Source organism: Mucilaginibacter defluvii (assembly GCF_039543225.1).
In the GTDB taxonomy this organism is placed as follows: domain Bacteria; phylum Bacteroidota; class Bacteroidia; order Sphingobacteriales; family Sphingobacteriaceae; genus Mucilaginibacter; species Mucilaginibacter defluvii.
On the sequence record NZ_BAABJI010000004.1, the window covers coordinates 407,315 to 423,272 of the forward strand.

16 protein-coding genes are annotated in these 15,958 nt (G+C 44.0%); 7 read left to right on the top strand and 9 right to left on the bottom strand.

Going from position 1 to position 15,958, the window contains the following annotated elements; translation table 11 throughout:
- Window positions 1-64: 64 nt before the first annotated feature.
- On the bottom strand, window positions 65-637 hold the full coding sequence (gene def / locus ABD960_RS18735) for a peptide deformylase (RefSeq protein WP_345333630.1): 573 nt from the start codon (window positions 635-637) through the stop codon (window positions 65-67).
- Between the two features lie 23 nt (window positions 638-660).
- Window positions 661-1,887, bottom strand: coding sequence for a M16 family metallopeptidase (locus ABD960_RS18740; protein ID WP_345333632.1), 1,227 nt, complete (start codon window positions 1,885-1,887; stop codon window positions 661-663).
- Window positions 1,888-2,103: 216 nt separating this feature from the next.
- On the opposite strand from ABD960_RS18740, the gene hpt reads away from it, so the two are divergent.
- Complete coding sequence (gene hpt, locus ABD960_RS18745; protein WP_345333634.1) at window positions 2,104-2,640, top strand: hypoxanthine phosphoribosyltransferase; 537 nt, start codon at window positions 2,104-2,106, stop codon at window positions 2,638-2,640.
- 174 nt (window positions 2,641-2,814) lie between these two features.
- Here hpt and trhO read toward each other — a convergent pair whose 3' ends face one another.
- The 3 genes from trhO to ABD960_RS18760 form a co-directional block, all read right to left on the bottom strand.
- Window positions 2,815-3,777 (bottom strand): oxygen-dependent tRNA uridine(34) hydroxylase TrhO, encoded by a 963-nt coding sequence (gene trhO, locus ABD960_RS18750; RefSeq protein WP_345333636.1) that lies wholly within the window; start codon window positions 3,775-3,777, stop codon window positions 2,815-2,817.
- A 101-nt stretch (window positions 3,778-3,878) separates the two neighbouring features.
- Window positions 3,879-4,223 (bottom strand): hypothetical protein, encoded by a 345-nt coding sequence (locus ABD960_RS18755; protein WP_345333638.1) that lies wholly within the window; start codon window positions 4,221-4,223, stop codon window positions 3,879-3,881.
- Window positions 4,224-4,270: 47 nt separating this feature from the next.
- Complete coding sequence (locus ABD960_RS18760) at window positions 4,271-6,760, bottom strand: DUF5686 and carboxypeptidase regulatory-like domain-containing protein (RefSeq protein ID WP_345333640.1); 2,490 nt, start codon at window positions 6,758-6,760, stop codon at window positions 4,271-4,273.
- Window positions 6,761-6,888: 128 nt separating this feature from the next.
- On the opposite strand from ABD960_RS18760, the gene kbl reads away from it, so the two are divergent.
- The 5 genes from kbl to ABD960_RS18785 are packed head-to-tail and all read left to right on the top strand — an operon-like array spanning window position 6,889 to window position 10,778.
- Window positions 6,889-8,079, top strand: a complete 1,191-nt coding sequence (gene kbl, locus ABD960_RS18765; RefSeq protein WP_345333643.1) for a glycine C-acetyltransferase — start codon at window positions 6,889-6,891, stop codon at window positions 8,077-8,079.
- Window positions 8,080-8,087: 8 nt separating this feature from the next.
- Window positions 8,088-8,747 carry a hypothetical protein gene (locus ABD960_RS18770; protein WP_345333645.1) on the top strand — a complete coding sequence of 220 codons (660 nt, stop codon included), beginning with the start codon at window positions 8,088-8,090 and terminating at the stop codon, window positions 8,745-8,747.
- 7 nt (window positions 8,748-8,754) lie between these two features.
- Complete coding sequence (pheS, locus tag ABD960_RS18775) at window positions 8,755-9,789, top strand: phenylalanine--tRNA ligase subunit alpha (RefSeq protein WP_345333647.1); 1,035 nt, start codon at window positions 8,755-8,757, stop codon at window positions 9,787-9,789.
- Entirely contained in the window at window positions 9,790-10,197 is a 408-nt protein-coding gene (locus ABD960_RS18780; protein WP_345333649.1) for a Rieske (2Fe-2S) protein, read from the top strand.
- Window positions 10,197-10,778 (top strand): TetR/AcrR family transcriptional regulator, encoded by a 582-nt coding sequence (locus ABD960_RS18785; protein WP_345333651.1) that lies wholly within the window; start codon window positions 10,197-10,199, stop codon window positions 10,776-10,778. The genes ABD960_RS18780 and ABD960_RS18785 overlap by 1 nt, the downstream gene beginning before the upstream one ends.
- Before the next feature lie 5 nt (window positions 10,779-10,783).
- Here the strand turns inward: ABD960_RS18785 and ABD960_RS18790 are convergent, their stop codons facing one another.
- On the bottom strand, window positions 10,784-12,571 hold the full coding sequence (locus tag ABD960_RS18790) for a glycoside hydrolase family 15 protein (RefSeq protein ID WP_345333653.1): 1,788 nt from the start codon (window positions 12,569-12,571) through the stop codon (window positions 10,784-10,786).
- A gap of 209 nt (window positions 12,572-12,780) precedes the next feature.
- Here ABD960_RS18790 and ABD960_RS18795 point away from each other — a divergent pair, with 209 nt between their 5' ends.
- The gene (locus tag ABD960_RS18795) at window positions 12,781-13,518 is read left to right on the top strand and encodes a head GIN domain-containing protein (RefSeq protein WP_345333655.1); all 738 of its coding nucleotides are present in this window, start codon (window positions 12,781-12,783) and stop codon (window positions 13,516-13,518) included.
- A gap of 59 nt (window positions 13,519-13,577) precedes the next feature.
- On the opposite strand, the gene ABD960_RS18800 is transcribed toward ABD960_RS18795, so the two are convergent.
- From ABD960_RS18800 to ABD960_RS18810, 3 genes are read right to left on the bottom strand one after another with little or no spacing between them, the layout of a single operon-like run.
- On the bottom strand, window positions 13,578-14,171 hold the full coding sequence (locus ABD960_RS18800; RefSeq protein ID WP_345333657.1) for a hypothetical protein: 594 nt from the start codon (window positions 14,169-14,171) through the stop codon (window positions 13,578-13,580).
- 22 nt (window positions 14,172-14,193) lie between these two features.
- A complete protein-coding gene (locus tag ABD960_RS18805) occupies window positions 14,194-14,910 on the bottom strand; it encodes a DUF2490 domain-containing protein (RefSeq protein WP_345333659.1) in 717 nt (238 codons plus the stop codon).
- 18 nt (window positions 14,911-14,928) lie between these two features.
- Window positions 14,929-15,951: a hypothetical protein gene (locus ABD960_RS18810; protein ID WP_345333661.1), complete on the bottom strand. Its 1,023-nt coding sequence runs from the start codon at window positions 15,949-15,951 to the stop codon at window positions 14,929-14,931.
- Window positions 15,952-15,958 lie beyond the last annotated feature (7 nt).

The window sequence follows — 15,958 nt, forward strand, 5'->3', positions numbered from 1 at the left end:
TAAAGCTGCTTTTATTGTTATATAGTATGTAATTTATAATTCACTAGTCCCGGCTCACAAAAAACTATCTTCCTTTTTTTGCGTTCGGGAATTTCATTTTATAGTCTACCTTAACAGCCCCTTTTGAGATATCGCCCAGGCGTTTCTCGATCAGGCGCTTACGTAGCGGGCTTAATTTATCGGTAAAAAGTTTACCCTCAATATGGTCATATTCATGTTGAATGATGCGTGCCGCCATGCCAGAAACTACATCTTCATGATGCTTCCAGTTTTCATCATAATATGATATTTTGATGGTTGGCTTGCGGTAAACATCTTCCCTCACATCGGGTATGCTCAGGCAGCCCTCGTTAAAACCCCATTCTTCGCCTGTTTCCTCAATAATCTGCGCGTTAATGAACGCTTTTTTAAAGTTGGCCAGTTCCGGCTCCTCATCGTCAAACGGCGTGGCATCTACTACAAACAAACGCATGGAAAGGCCTATTTGCGGAGCCGCCAGCCCAACGCCACGCGCATTGTACATGGTTTCAAACATATCATTAACCAATTCTTTTATATGCGGATATTCGTCGGGCTCAATAGCTGTGGCTTTTTTGCGTAAAACAGGATCGCCGTATGCGATAATAGGATACTTCATAGTACAAAAATACGTGAAAAAATTTATTTAGGTTCAAATACCAATGTCATCAGGCGGTTATTATCAAACACTTCGTTGCATATCCGCAACACCTGGTCGGCCGTTACGGCGTTTACTTTGGCAAACACTTCGTCCAGGCTATCGGCATGACCAAAATCAAGCAGGCTCTTAGCCATGGAGATGATCAGGCTCATGCGGCTTTCCTCGGCAAGCGCGATCTGGCCGATAAACTTTTGTTTAGCCTGATGGAATTGCAGCGTGCCCAGTTTGTTATCGCGCATCTTTTTCAGTTCCCGCTGGATCAACTTGGTAGCTTTGGCCGCTTTTTCGGCATCGGTACCAAAGTATATCGAGAACATGCCCGTATCCGTCAGAGAGGTATAATTCGACTCAATAGTGTAAGCTATGCCGTGCTTTTCGCGTATCTCTAGGTTAAGCCGGCTGCTCATACCCATGCCACCCAGCAGGTTATTAGCCAGCAGTAAACCATATTTATCTTCGTGTGAAGATGAATAAGCTTGTGTGCCTATAACACAATGGGTTTGTGTAATGGGCTTTTGTTGGACGATATGTGCGGATGAATTAATTGCGGGCGCCAGCCGTTGTTTTTTATTGTAATTTGCTGGTACTGGGCCAAAATATTTTTCGGCAAGCTTAACCACTTTTTTAAAATCGTAATTGCCAAAAACGCCGAATACCATTTCGTCCGTAGCGTAGTTAGCTTTAATGAATTGGCTAATGTCGTCCCCGTTCAATTGCTCAACTGTTTCGGCGGTGCCGAGTATATTGTTGCCAAGCGGGTGGCCGCTGAACAACATGCCTTCAAAGTCATCCTGTATAGCTTCTTCGGGCTGATCGAGGTATGAGGCAATCTCATCCTGGATAACGCCCCGCTCCTTCTCCAGTTCGTCTTGAGGGAATGTGCTGTGAAATAATATATCTTCAAACAGGTCGGCAGCCCGTTCCAGGTGCTCCTGCAAAAATGAGGCGTGAATACACGTGTACTCTTTGGTGGTATAAGCATTCAGATCGGCACCCACCAGTTCAAGGCGGTTTAATATCTGCGAGGTGTTGCGCCGCTCGGTTTCTTTAAATACCAGGTGCTCTATAAAATGCGCGAGGCCATCTTTTCCTGGCGCTTCATCGCGCGAGCCGGCATTAATTAAAAAACAGCAATGCGTAATCGCGAATGGTGCGTGTTTAAACAGTATACGTATGCCGTTGGGCAACCTATGTAGCTGATGATCCATATTAAGTGCGCAAAGATAGGGTTAATTAAAGCAAACAATGTCAGCCTTATGTATAGTGGCATTTGCAGGCTTAATAACAGTTGCCACATGCGCAATTGCATTTAATTGCGGTTATTTATTTGTTTTGTGTTACATTAGTAGTAAAAATTACTTTGCATATTAAGCCATACCCCAAGGCTGATGCAAAGCAGGTACAACACCCACAAAAAAACTGACATGAATATTAAGATAGCCGACCTTGAATTTGAACCGTTTATAGCAGCCGATGAAATAGAAAAACGTGTTAGGGTGATAGGCGCGCAGCTTAATGTTGATTTTAAACATACAACGCCCATTATTGTAGGTGTGCTTAACGGTAGCTTTATATTTATAGCCGACCTGATTAAGCAGATCACTATACCCTGCGAGGTTACCTTTACCAAGTTGGCATCATACTATGGTGGCACATCAAGCACACGCAAGGTACGCGAGGACATTGATTTGAGTGTTGATATTGAAGGCCGCGACGTGATATTGATTGAGGATATTGTAGAAAGCGGTAATACCCTGCATTATTTGTTGGATAAACTTGCTGTGCGCAAACCAAAATCGATAACAGTATGCACGCTGCTGCTTAAGCCCGCCGCCCTCGACCATAAGATAGATGCGCTGAAATATGTAGGCTTTGAAATTGAGAACGATTTTGTGATAGGCTACGGGCTGGATTACCAGGAACTCGGCCGTAATTTAAAAGAGATTTACAGGAAGGTGTAATCACCCCGAACTAACCCTTCCAATGGAGAGGGTTTAAGATATTCTTGTCTTTTCGACGAGGTACACGCGGAGAGATCTATCGCCTGGCAATGAACGCGTGAAGAGTCCTCACTAACGTTCGGAATGAAAAAAATTTATAAAAAGAAGAGCCTGCAATATTGCAGGCTCTTCTTTTTATATTTCCGTGGCTGGTTGCAGCTTGGTCTTTTTCGTGTTTACTGGTTGCGGTACTTTTACGTAGTAGCCCGTACCATCGTAAGTACGCTTGCGGGGGTGGCTCATGCAGGCATCGCTACAGCAGCCTTCCATTTTGGTGCCGCAGGCATCGCATTGGGTAAAGTGTTCGTTGCACTCGGGGTTAGCGCAGTTGATCATCTTATCAGTAATGGCGCCGCAGTTATAACATTTTGAAATAACTTCAGGGTTTACGCTGTTTACATCAACCGACAGGCGATTATCGAAAACGTAACATTTTCCTTCAAAATCCTTACCGCCGGCCTCCTTGCCATATTTTATAATGCCGCCATGTAATTGGTAAACATCGGTAAAACCTTCGTGCAATAACAGGGCCGATGCCTTTTCGCATTTGATGCCGCCGGTGCAATAGGTCAATATCTTTTTATCCTTGTATTGCGCCAGCTCGTTGATCATGGCCGGGAAATCGCGAAAGTTATCAATGTCAAGTGTTACGGCATTTTTGAATTTGCCTAAAGAGTGTTCGTAATTTGAGCGAACGTCGAGTATCACCACATCATCCCGGTCCTTCATCTCCATAAATTCAACCGGTTCCAGGTGTTTACCGGTTTTTTGTTGCGGGTTGATGATATGCGGATCGCGCAGGCCCGAGTGCACGATCTCCGATTTATAACGAACGTGCATTTTTACGAACGACGGTTCGTCAACCTCATCAATCTTAAACTCCAGGGAGTCAAAGCGGCTATCAGCCTTAATCGCGTCCATATAAGCCTGGCAGGCTTCAACCGTGCCGGATACGGTACCGTTAAGCCCTTCACCGGCTACAATTATGCGACCGGTTAAGCCAAGTTGTTTACAAAATTGAAGGTGATCTGCGGCATACTGCTCCGCATCAGCTATTGTTGTGTAACAATAGTACAGTAGGGTATTATACTTTGCCATAAATACATTGATACCGCTGCAAACGGTGTTAAATGAGCCGCAAAGATAATCAATATCGTTTGAACTGTAAATAGCCGTATTTTAATCGGAATTAATCAACCTTACTGCTTCGCTTTGGCGGCTTTGCTTTCCTGCTGTTTGGCCAATGCTTTAATCGCCTTGTTAAAAAGCGCGATATCGTGGGCGTTGGTAAGTTTTTTCACTTCCTCACCATCAACTTCATAAGTCATCGCGGAATTGTTCATGGTTGATACCGCTATCTTGTCGCCATCAATTTCGTAGGACATAAAGCTTTCCGGGTCCATATGGACGATTTTGGTTTTTGTATTATCCAATACAATTTTTCCGGAAGTGCTTAGTGTTTCGGTATGGGTTTCGCTTCCATAATTGCATGATGCAAATGCAATGCTCAGGCTTAACACTAAAACAGCAGCTAATTTTTTCATGGCGATGCGTTTTGATTTATTGTTAGACGCACCGCGCCCCGTAATTGTTACCTGATACCGTAATAAAGCCTGATGCCCTGCACGTATTTCTGGTTACCAACAAATGATATACCGTAATCAACCCGGAAAAACAGCTTTTTAACACCTACATACAGCTCAGAGTAATTACGGCGGTTGTTTGTATTGAGATAGTTTGCACCAATTACTTCTTCAAGCTTTAAGCCCCGTAAAAAGCCGATCTTGTTAAAAAGTACTCCCGAGAAATTATGAAAATAATGGGCTTCAACAAAAGTTCTGTCAGTACTGAATTCATAAAAAGGCAGAAAGTGGAAGCTACCCACATAAGTAGGGTCGAAGGTGGTACCCACGTTGCCTAAAAAGTGGTTATAATCCATAAAGTAAAGGGTGTTTCGGTTAAAGAATGTGCCCGCGGTTACTTTATATGATGAACGGCCGTACAGTCCCATGGTAATTTCATCCTGCGAAAGGTCAACCGAAGCAAAATCATAATCCACGTCAGAGCCCAGCACATTATTGATCCCTTTACGATAATTAAATATAAGCGTTGGGTATTTTGATTTTACGTAGTACTTTCCATCTGGCCGGTTTAAGTAACGTGGATTAAAGGTAAATTCAACCGAGGTTTTAAACGTAAGGGCATTATGGTCCGGAAACAGGAACGAGCGGTCGTCCGCCGGTGCGGTAACCGGCGCCAGCGGATTGTTTGACCGGTAATCTTTATTCTTCGAATCAAAAATGTGGTTAAAAGAGGTGTTGTATAACTGCCTGCGGTTAGAGTATCCCAGGCTGGTGTTCCATAATATGCCCGCAGCCAGTTCGCGCTGATAGCCAACCTCTCCAAATTTAGAGCGATAGTATTTTACGTAGTTATTCTCATAAATGAGTGAGCTAACTGTATTAAAGAAAAGAGAGCGTGTGCCTACGTTGTTAAGATCCAAAACATCCGACCCAAAACTTGTATAGATTTTTGCGTTGTTAAACTGGTCGTATAAATAGCTGGCCTTTACGTTTGTACTAAACATCTTACTCGAAAAACCGTAGTGCAGCGTAGGCTGAACGGTAATATTGCTGAGGTTAGTGAACTGCCTGCTGAATGTCGGCCTGAAATCAATACCCCAGCCTTCAACCGTGTTGTAAAAAATCGTCTTATAAAAAGGCTCAATGCGTACCGAGCGTTTGGTGCGCCAATCAGTAGCGATGTAGGGAAATATTAACCATGATACCGGCTTAAACTGGTTCTGCGATTTTTGCATCGAGTCAAGGTATTCGGCCGAATGGGTTATTTCAAAAACGCTGTCTTTGCGAATGTAGTCCCGTTTTTCCTGGGCGGTAAGCGGTATCGGGCGGGTTTCATTCCAATACTCGCTGGTTTTTTTGTTGGCGGCGGTATCTACCTTTAAAATCTCACCATTAAAAAAGCCAGGTTCAAATTTAGGGTCAAGTTTATAGTTATTATAAATGGCTACATAATAGCCTGCAAATTGAAAGCCGAATACATTGCCGCCAAAATCAAAATGCGCCGATACGGGCATCCATTTATCGTTTTCAACAGGCACAAATTGCTGACTGATCTGCAAGGTATCAATCAGGTTGATCATATTGGTTTTGCCGGTCAGCATCAGGTCGGCACCATAAATGCGCCAATCGCCATGTACAATGTAAATATTACCCTGAAAAGCCTGGCTGTATTTTCGGCGAGGGATGATCTGTATTTTATCAATAGTTTCGCCGTTTGATATCGTGCTGCCTATCAGTTTAAACCGGTAAAAATCAAAGGCGTTATCAGCTACGGGTGTAACAAAGCCACGCGCGCTTAAGCCGTTTATAGTAAATACGTTATCGTACAGGTTGAATTGCAGGTCTGAAGCCTTGTTGTAGCTAAAGGCGGTGTTTTGGCCGGCTACTTTAGAGGCGATGGTTATTTCGCGCACCTTGTTGGGTCGCTCAAAATTAAATTTTGAAAGTGATTCTGACTGATAAAGAATTCCCCTGCCGTTTGAATCGAGATCAAGCGCACGGGTAACTTCCTTGCTCATCAGGTTTTTAGGTGATTTTATAAGTTTTTGTACACCTTTTATATATACCGCGCATGAGTAGCCTTTTACTTCTTCAAGATAGAATTTGCGTTTTTTTACCACCTCGCGCATAATAGCCATGCCGGGGTCGGCATTGGCGGAGCGTTTTCCGGTAACGGTTACTTCGTTCAACAAAAATATTTCATCCTGCAATTGAACATTGTTTTCAACGTCTTTATCGGTAATGGTAATTTTTACTACCTTTTCCTTATATCCTACAAAGCGATAAACTACATTGTACTGCCCGGGGCTAAGGCGCAGGTCATACCGTCCAAATTCATTAGCCGTAGTGCCGTAGGTGGAATTGCGTATGTATACAGAAGTGAACGGAATTACCTTACCATCAGCATCGGTTATTTTCCCCATAAGCTCATATTGCTGCTGAGCGAAGGCGGCAAACGTGCTTAAAACACTTAAAATCAACAGTAAATATCTTCTCATAGTTGTATTCACATAATACAATCACTGATAAAAATGTTTTATTATAGGCAGATATATTTCAAACGTTGATTTTTACACACTAATAAGTTTTCAATGTGTAATTTTGCCCGATAAACTAAACTGACTTTATGTACAATACACTGCAGCCTGTATTACAGCAGGAACTTACCGAAATAGAGAATGCCGGATTATATAAAAGGGAGCGCATTATAACCTCACCGCAAGGTGCTGATATAACCGTTCAGGGTGGTAAAGAGGTGATTAACTTTTGCGCTAATAATTACCTGGGTCTTTCATCACACCCACGGGTAATTGAGGCAGCAAAAGCTACTATGGATACCCATGGTTACGGCCTATCATCTGTGCGCTTTATTTGTGGTACGCAGGATATACATAAGCAGCTTGAACAAAAGATATCTGAATTTTTAGGTACCGAAGATACCATTCTATACGCCGCGGCATTTGATGCTAACGGCGGTGTTTTTGAGCCTTTGTTTAACGATAAGGATGCTATTATATCCGACGAGTTGAACCATGCCTCAATTATTGACGGTGTGCGCTTGTGTAAAGCGCAACGTCATCGATATAAACATGATGATATGGCCGACCTGGAAGAAAAGCTGAAAGCTACGCAAGATTTGCGTCACCGTATTATTGTTACTGATGGCGCCTTTAGTATGGATGGTACCATAGCCCAGCTTGACAAGGTTTGTGAACTGGCCGAAAAATACAATGCCTTGGTGATGATAGACGAGAGCCATTGCTCCGGCTTTATGGGTAAAACCGGCCGCGGTACGCACGAGCATCACAATGTAATGGGTAAGATAGATATCATTACCGGTACGTTGGGCAAAGCACTGGGTGGTGCATCCGGTGGTTTTACATCGGGCCGTAAAGAGATTATAGATATGCTGCGCCAGCGTTCACGCCCTTACCTGTTCAGTAATACCTTGGCTCCGGCCATTACCGGTGCTTCAATAGCCGTGTTGGAAATGCTGAACGAAACTACTGACCTGCGCGATAAACTGGAAAGCAACACCCAATACTTCCGCGAAAAAATGACTGCTGCAGGTTTCGATATTAAACCCGGCGTACACCCAATAGTTCCTGTTATGTTATATGATGCCAAACTGGCGCAGGAGTTTGCCGCTAAAATGCTGGACGAGGGTATTTATGTTATCGGTTTTTACTACCCGGTAGTACCACAAGGCAAGGCGCGTATACGTGTGCAACTATCCGCCGCTCATGAGCAGGAGCATTTGGACAAAGCAATAGCAGCGTTCACTAAGGTTGGCAAAGAATTAAAAGTAATTGAGTAATTTTGGAAATGAAGATTAAAACCTTACTTGTCACAATTGGTTTGTTGGTGTCGTGTATAGGCGCATTTGCGGCGCAAGGCGATTCAACAAATGTAAAAAGACGTTTTTTTGTTAAAGATTACGAACCAGGATACATAATCTTAGTAGATAATAGTGTAAAAACCGGCCTCGTTAAGTTTAATGGTGACGTTAGCTTTAAGGATAAAAAAGAGTCAGATCGAACAAAATACTCGCCCAAACAACTAAAGGGCTTTGTTATAGGCCGTGACACATTTTGTGTTGCGCAAAATTTAGCTTACAGGGCTCAAGGCATATGGGGAGATAGTTTTACAAAAGGTATAACTTACGTAAAACAGTTAGAATATGGACCTGTGTGTTTATATGAAATGCAAACTAACGTAGCAAATGCTCCTGCATCTTTCGGCGGTTTTTCAACTTATTCGAGTTATATGAAATCAAACTATTACGTTAAACGTAAAGATGATGGAGAATATACACTGGTATCAGAAAACAAGAAAAAATTTAAACTGGGAATGTCATTGTTTTTTCAAGATGACCCTTCTCTCAGTTATAAAATTGGTGAGGGTGAATTAAAGCATGATGATATCGTAAACATTGTTAGGCAATATAACCAGCAACATGCAGCCGGTATAACCAAAGTTAACTAAACAATAAATGCAACAACAAATAGATAAATATACTCAGGAAATAAACAACTTTGTAAAAGCCACGGCCGATGAGCTGGAAGCCTTCCGTATAAAGTTTTTGGGCACCAAGGGTATTGTGAAAGACTTGTTTGAGCAGTTTAAAACCGTTGGTGCCGAAGAAAAACGCACCTTTGGTAAGGTGCTTAACCAGTTTAAACAATTGGCCGAGGCTAAATACAATGAGCTTAAGGAAGGTGCCGGTACCGCTGCCGAAAGCGGCAAAACCGAAGCCGACCTTACCCTGCCGGGCGACGGCTTTGCATTGGGTTCACGTCACCCGCTATCATTGGTGCGTAATGAGATCATTGATATTTTTAAGCGTTTAGGTTTTGTTGTGGCTGAAGGACCAGAAATTGAGGACGACTGGCATAACTTCTCAGCGTTGAACTTCCCTGAGGAACATCCGGCCCGCGATATGCAGGATACCTTTTTTATAAAAAAGAACCACGGTCAGGATGATATCGCGTTGCGCACGCATACCTCATCTGTACAGGTACGTATGATGGAGAATGGTAAGCCGCCATTCCGTGCTATTATGCCGGGGCGTGTTTATCGTAACGAAGCTATTTCGGCGCGTGCGCATTGCTTTTTTCACCAGGTAGAGGGTTTGTATGTTGACGAGAATGTATCATTTGCCGACCTGAAGCAAACGCTGTTTCACTTTGTGCAGGAGCTGTATGGCGAGGGTACCAAGGTACGTTTCCGCCCGTCATACTTCCCATTCACGGAGCCATCAGCCGAGATGGATATATCATGTACCATTTGTAAAGGCGATGGTTGTAATATGTGTAAATACTCCGGCTGGGTAGAGATTTTGGGCTGCGGCATGGTTGACCCGAATGTTTTGGAGAACTGCGGCATCAATAGTAAGAAATACACCGGTTTCGCCTTTGGTATGGGTATAGAGCGTATAACCAACCTCAAGTATGTTATTCGCGATCTACGCTTGTTTTCAGAGAACGATGTGCGCTTTTTGAAACAATTTAAAACCGAGATCATCTAAATGAAGGTTGTGCTGTGCGCATTGCTGGGTTTATTACTGGTTAGCTGCGGTAAGCAGAACGATGTAGTGCCTTATGTGCCGGTAAACATCACAATACAACGGGCAGATCCGCGATATAACAGCATCAGCAGCGCCGGAAGCGTAATCACTTTAAACGGTGGCGTAGCCGGAATTGTGGTTTACAACACCGGCAGCGGCATTGTGGCTTTTGACCGTTGCAGCAGCTATCAGCCTGAAAAAGCCTGCGCTGTAACCGTTGATGAAGGTCTGTTTACAGTAACTGACCCGTGCAGCGGTTCAAAATTTTCATTACTGGATGGATCGCCCGTTAAAGCGCCTGCAACACGGTCACTGCGGTCATACACAGTAGTTATAACCCAATTTGAGATCAGAATAGTAAACAGTTAATGGAAGCCGATAAAATAAAAGACAGTATAAAGCGGGCAGCGCAGGATCTGTTCCGCAAGTTTGGCTACCATAAGACCAGCGTTAATGAGATAGCTAAAAAGGCAAAAATTGCCAAGGCAACCATCTATAAGTATTTTGATAGTAAGGAAGCGGTGTTACACTCCCTGCTGATGGATTACATACGCGTTAGCGTTGACGACCTGATACACATCAACACGCCCGAAAAAAGCGAGGAGGAACACCTGAGTAATCTAATCATGAAAACCTGCCGCCTGTCGTACACCGTGTGTAACGAGTTTATAGGCTGGGAGTTTATCCGCGAATCGGCCAACTCGCAGGAGTTTTTGAAGAACCTGTCTAACGAGCTGGAAGATCTGCTGGTGTTATCCTTCACCCAGTTAACGGGTATGCGCAAGCACGAAACTTTTCAGCAACGTTTACGCTTTCTGATCAAGAGCAGCAAAAGTATTGTGTTCAGTTTCGCCTTTACCTCGGTTAGTGATGCCGACGTGCGCAAAAACTTTGTATCCTTCCAAAAAGAGATACTGCCTTACCTGGTTAAGGCAGCACTCATTGTTTAAGATTTTTATAGGAATACCGGCCTGTCCAGCTTGATGGCTATACGATAGGCGGCATTCATCAAGCCCACGTGGCTATATGCCTGCGGGAAGTTGCCCCACATGCTGCCGGTCTCTTCATCCACATCCTCGCTGAACAGCAATAGGTGATTACAGTATTTCATTAGGTTTTCAAATTCACGCATAGCGTCATCTAATCGCCCTACACAAGCCAGTGCCTCAACGTACCAAAATGCACAGATCAGGAAAGTGGTTTTCGGCTTTCCGAAATCATCAGCATGCAGGTAACGGTAGAACAAACCATTTGGCGTTTTTAGCTCTTTTTCAAGCGCGGCCAAATGGTCTTTTGCCCGCTGTGATGCCGGGTCAAGATAGTTCATCATGATGAGTTGCAGCGTGCTGGCGTCCAGGTGCGGGCTACCGGCCGCGTTGGTATACACCTTTCGTACCGGGTCGTAACAGCTTTCAATATGCGCCGCGGCACGTTCCTTCAGCGCTTTCGCTTTCTCCTCTAAATCTTTATTGCCGATGGTAAGCGCCATTTTTTCGGCGGCGTTACAACCCGCCCATTGGAACAGGTTGCTATAGCAATGTATATTGGCCATGTTACGGAACTCCCATATACCGGCATCCTTTTCGTCAATGGTACGCTCAATTTTGTTGAGTACCGACTCAATCCAGCGTACCGAATCCTTACGTTCACTAAATATGAAACGGTGATCAGTGTATAACGGCAGCAGCGATATCAGTACCTGCCCGTAAATATCATTCTGAATATGCTCGTACGCCTGATTCCCTACGCGCACAGGTTTATCGCCCAGGTAGCCGTCCAGGTGGTCCATGATCTCTTCAACCAGTTTCTTTTTGCCGGTAATGCCGTACAGCGGCTGGTAGCGAAATTCATCTCCTTCGGATATGGAAATGTCGGAAACATAATTAAAATACCGCTCCATCTCCTCAAAATGCCCGATGTGGTTAAGCGAGGTAAGCACGTAATACGTATCGCGCAGCCAGCAATAACGGTAATCCCAGTTGCGGGTACTACCCGGATGTTCGGGTAAACTGGTTGTACTTGCGGCGATGATAGCCCCGGTATCTTCATACTGGTGTATTTTAAGGGCCAACGCCGAACGAATAACATAAGGCTGAAAATACCCGGCTATTGATGAATGCTTGATCCACAATCTCCAATATTCCGCCGTGTTGCGTAAAAACGTTTCGGCTGTACTTACCAGGGGCGCTTCCAGCGGGTCGCCGTAGGATAGCAGCAGGTATTTGGCCTCATTCAGCTGAAAATATTGCTCGTCGATAATATAACTCAACGGTATATTGGTGGTCAGGCGCATGGTTTCTTCACAACCGGCATAATCAATATGGTTACTGCCGCGGCGGGCCTTTTGTTTACGACGGCCGTAATCACACACAGGCTCACATTTCACGCGTATTTTAGGCAAACCTTCAAGCGGTTCTATCTTGCGGATCAACATCAGTGGTTTAAAGTACCGGTCGTACTGGCGAAAGCGCGGAGCAAAATCTGTTATCAGGTATTGGCCGCCTTCGCAATTCACTTTAGTGCAAAGCACGTTGGTATTTTCAAGATAATACTGCTCCGTTTCATAATCGCCTTCAGGCAGTATGGAAAATTCGCCCCCTTTTTCTTTATCGAGCAAACTGCCGAAAACAAAGGTGCTATCAAAACGTGGCCAGCAAAGCCACGTAACATTCGTGTTTTTGTTGATGTGGGCCAGGTAGGCGCAATTACCTATCAGGCCTGCATTATACATGTGTTTCTCCATACTTTTACTAACGGATCAATTTAAAAATTTATGCCTCTGCGTACATTAAATCAATTAAAGTGCTGATTTTGTTTGCGTTTTTAGCCATTTAAACCACATATCGTACATTCAGCAAATATTTTTAGCTTTAAAGTGCAACTAATCCACAGTTACCTGCGTCTAATAATCAACAAAGCTTAAACACAATTAACCAATACACTATTAACATCATGAAAGCTATCAATAAAATTATGCTGGCCACCTTGCTAATCGCCGGCAGCAGCGCAGTCACTCAAGCATCAAACATTAATCATAACGCCGCTATCCGCTCAGTACAAACGACCGAGGATCGCCATCTTTCGGGCTTTAACGCCGTGTCGGCATCGGGTTCATGGGATGTATATATTACACAGGGATCTACCGAATCAGTTAAAGTTGAAGCGCCATCTGATGTGATTGGCAAGATCATCACCGAGGTTGATGGCGGCACATTAAAAATTTATAGCAAGAACAGTAACTGGGGCTGGAGCATGGGCAACAAAAAGATCGCGATATATGTAACGGCCAAAAGCCTGAACAGTATCACTATGTCGGGCTCGGGCGATATCTTCTTTAAGAATGGCATCAAAGGCGATAAACTTGCTTTGCGTTTAAGCGGTTCGGGAGATATTACAGGCCGTGTAACCGTAAACGAGTTGGAGAGCAGCATATCCGGCTCAGGAGATATCAAGGTAAGCGGGACAGCCAAAACATCGGCGGTCAAGGTAGTGGGCAGCGGCGATTTTACCGGTTCTGACCTGGTTACCCAAAGCACCATGGTTAAAGTAGCCGGCAGCGGTGATGCACGCGTAAACGCCAGCCAAAAAGTTGATGCATCCGTAGTAGGCAGCGGCGACGTATATTATACAGGCGGCGCCACCAATGTATCGTCATCAAGCGCAGGCAGCGGCGATATTCATAAATTTTAATTCCCTTTCCCCTTTTTAATAAAAAGAGCGATGAGATTATTCTCATCGCTCTTTTTTGACTACTTGATTTGTATCTCGGGTATTGGATGCGAGACGAAAATATTTAATAGTTTATTTCGATATTGAGCAAGGCTCTGTATCAATTCTTCCGCTCCGGAATCATATGCCCTATGGCTAAAACCAAACATTAATATTCCTTTATTGCCGAACTTATCTGTGTATTCTTTATAGTGGTAAGCATTCCATTCCAGCAGCTTTAAATTGTATCCACTGCCTTCGCTCATAAGAAAATCAAGGATGTACTCATTGCCTTTTTTGCTGAGCTGGTAATTGCAAACAGCGTCTGACTGTTTGCGGATTTTTAGCGTATTGACCTGTGCATTGACAGCATCTTCTAAAGATTTATCAGTTTGAAGAAAGTCAATCAAAATCATATCCTTGAATTTATCGGCTGTTTCATCTTCAGGAAGATATTCCTGTTTATAATATTGTAAAGATGGATGCGAGCTCCAGGATAACTTATAGCTTCGGTTATTGAACGATATTTCCTTAATGCCAAAGTAATCTTTTTCTGTGTAGCTGGTTATGGCAGATAAATTTAAAAAGGCAATTACGATACTTGGAATTGCAATAAACTTTGGTTTGATATTCATGTTTAGCTTCTTTATCAGGCTACTACAACCTTGTATAAACAGCCAGGTGAACCACATTATTTGCTGTACCGCTGCTAACTGCTTTGGTGTACTGATTCATATAGCCCAGCTCCATATCAAACTTTTTGCTAAAGCGGTAGCCAAACCCCACATAGGCGCGGTTTTGGTCAAAAAAGTGTGTGTTCACCTTGTCCTTGTTCTGCACATTTAAAAACACCTCGTTTTGCAGGCCAATATAGGTACCTTTGCTAAAATTACTATCGCGTTTAATGGGTATAACAGCGCGGATAAAATATCGGAAACGCTGGGCGAAATAATTATCGTCACGGTCATCAGCCGAGTCGCCCAGGTAACGCTGCTCCAAACGGAAGCGGTGCGACAGTTGTATACTTGCCCCTGCTTTATGTACCTGCGTAAACTGCTCAAATATTCGGCTTTCGGGCCTGAATGTTTTTTCACCATCCGGGGTACGCCCGTTGGTAGTTACATATGCATAACCCACGTTTACAGATTGGTTCTTGTTAAAATGATACGCTACCGATGGCCGGAGTAAAATGTTACGTAAATAGTCAACCTTATCAGCCGAGCGGAATTGCCCGTCGAACGCGTAACCCCAATGTTCTGATAATTTTTGCGTATGAAACCAAGCCCCCCAAACGCTGAACTGCGAATTTTGTGCATGCAGCTTACTGCCGCCCAGGCACAACAATAGCAACAGTATAAAATATTTGTTTCTCATAACGCAGGTGGTTCTGTATTAGTTAAAGTTAACCAGTTTTTTGCGGCCAAGGTCAACCACTATGCGGAAAGCTTGCTGGTTATCATTCAGGTGCGCGGGCGACTGGTGAAAACTGAACACAAATTGCCCCTTAATGTTTTTAAAGAGGAACGGCGTATAGATCACATCCAAACGGTTGTACAGCTTTTTAAGGTAATACGAGTCGCCATAAATCACATTCTGGCCTTGCCCGGCGTAAAATTCATCAAACAAAGCAATGCGCTTGTAGCTGAAATAGGCGGCGGCCACAAAGCCTGCGTGGTTTTGAAAACCGATATCGCGGTTCATGCGCTCAAGCGACATCATGCCGCCGGCTTCAACACTTAACGAGTCGAGACCGGTTAATTTAGTCAAATTCAAACCCAGCTTGATCTGCGCCGCGCCATTATCGCCCAGCGGGTGTGTAGGGTCGGCTATCTCGGCACCGGCATCATGCAGCATCATAAAATAGTGCGATAGGTAGAACATGCCGTTTACGGATGGTTTGAACTTTCCGGAAAACCCGAAAAGGAACTGTTCACGGTCGGTAGCGGTTTGGCGGCTTACCCAATCCAGCCATACGGTTTCGGTAAAATGCTCGTTTGTGTATCGCGTTAGCAAACCCTCTACGTTGGGGCGGTAATAACGCAGGGTATCATTCAATATAGATCGCGGATAGTCGGACAGCAGGCCCTCACGCGGAAACATACCGGCATTAAACAGCCAATTTTGGCCATGATACTCATAATAAGCAACCGGGTTAACTTTTAAAAAGTAAGGTTTGGCACCAAATTCATGTATGCCGTTCATGCCCACCACAAAGCGGTTAACACTGTCAATGTTCCACCCCAGGTCAAGAGCTAATCGTGTGCCCGAATATGTACGTGAGCGCGGAATGAATGCCTTATACTCGCGGTTATCTAAAAAGCCGAGGGCATTAAAATGTATATCAAGGTTCTGCTGCGCCCAGGCAGCAGTATTTATCGTGATAAATAATAAAAACAGGTAAAGTTTTTTCAACATGCGCAAA